General features: G+C 48.2%; 1 protein-coding gene. It reads left to right on the forward strand.

Annotated features, from left to right (window positions below):
* Positions 1-14 precede the first annotated feature (14 nt).
* Positions 15-811 (forward strand): RHS repeat-associated core domain-containing protein (locus tag AACW90_RS22910; RefSeq protein ID WP_390239364.1); only part of this gene is annotated, 797 nt, incomplete at its 3' end.

The following is an 811-nucleotide window of genomic DNA, read 5'->3' on the forward strand; positions in this document are numbered from 1 at the left end:
CGACTAAGCGTAGCATGACGCACAGCAAAAACTGGGGCGAGTTTGAGCAACACACCGCCTATGACGGTCGTCAGGAATTTGCGCAGTGGATAAAAGACAAAGACGAGGCGTTTATTCCGTTTCGCACTTTAACCTTGTTGCCAAAAACCGATGAACCTTATAGCTCGGTCTTGCATCAAAGGCTGTACGACAAACACCACCGATTAACCTTTGCCGTTGGCACGGCCGCCGCGGACATTGAAAATCTTTACATTCACAGTGACCGTTTAGACAGCAGTGTGCATGTGCTAGATAAAACCGGCCGCAGCGCCATGCGATTGGCGTACAGTGCACTGGGTCGAACCTATCGTAAATACGACGATGTAATGAGCTATTACTACGACCTAGAGCCGTTAGCCAATTACGAGTTTGCGCAGCTAATGCCGTATCGCTATACAGGTAAGTTCACCGACTACAGCACAGGCTTAGTTCAAATGGACAGCCGTTGGTACAACGGCCACAACGGGCGGTTTATCCAACCAGACAACTGGAACCTGCGTAACACGCATCTACCGAAAGCGGTGCAACATGAGTTAATGCAATTTACGGGAGTGAATACTCAGCAACTGCTCAACGACCCAAGTCAACAGATGGCCTATGGTTATGTACGTGGCAATCCGCTGAAGTATGTGGATCCGTATGGGTTGTATCTCAATCCATTTAACAGAGATACGACACCAGATATTACGTTATCGAGTATCTCAAATGATCTAAGTACTATTTCCAATTTAGCCGTAACAGGTGGCTTGGCAGCAGGTGGTCCAACGAACCC

The organism is Vibrio frigidus, assembly GCF_042465995.1.
GTDB lineage: Bacteria > Pseudomonadota > Gammaproteobacteria > Enterobacterales > Vibrionaceae > Vibrio.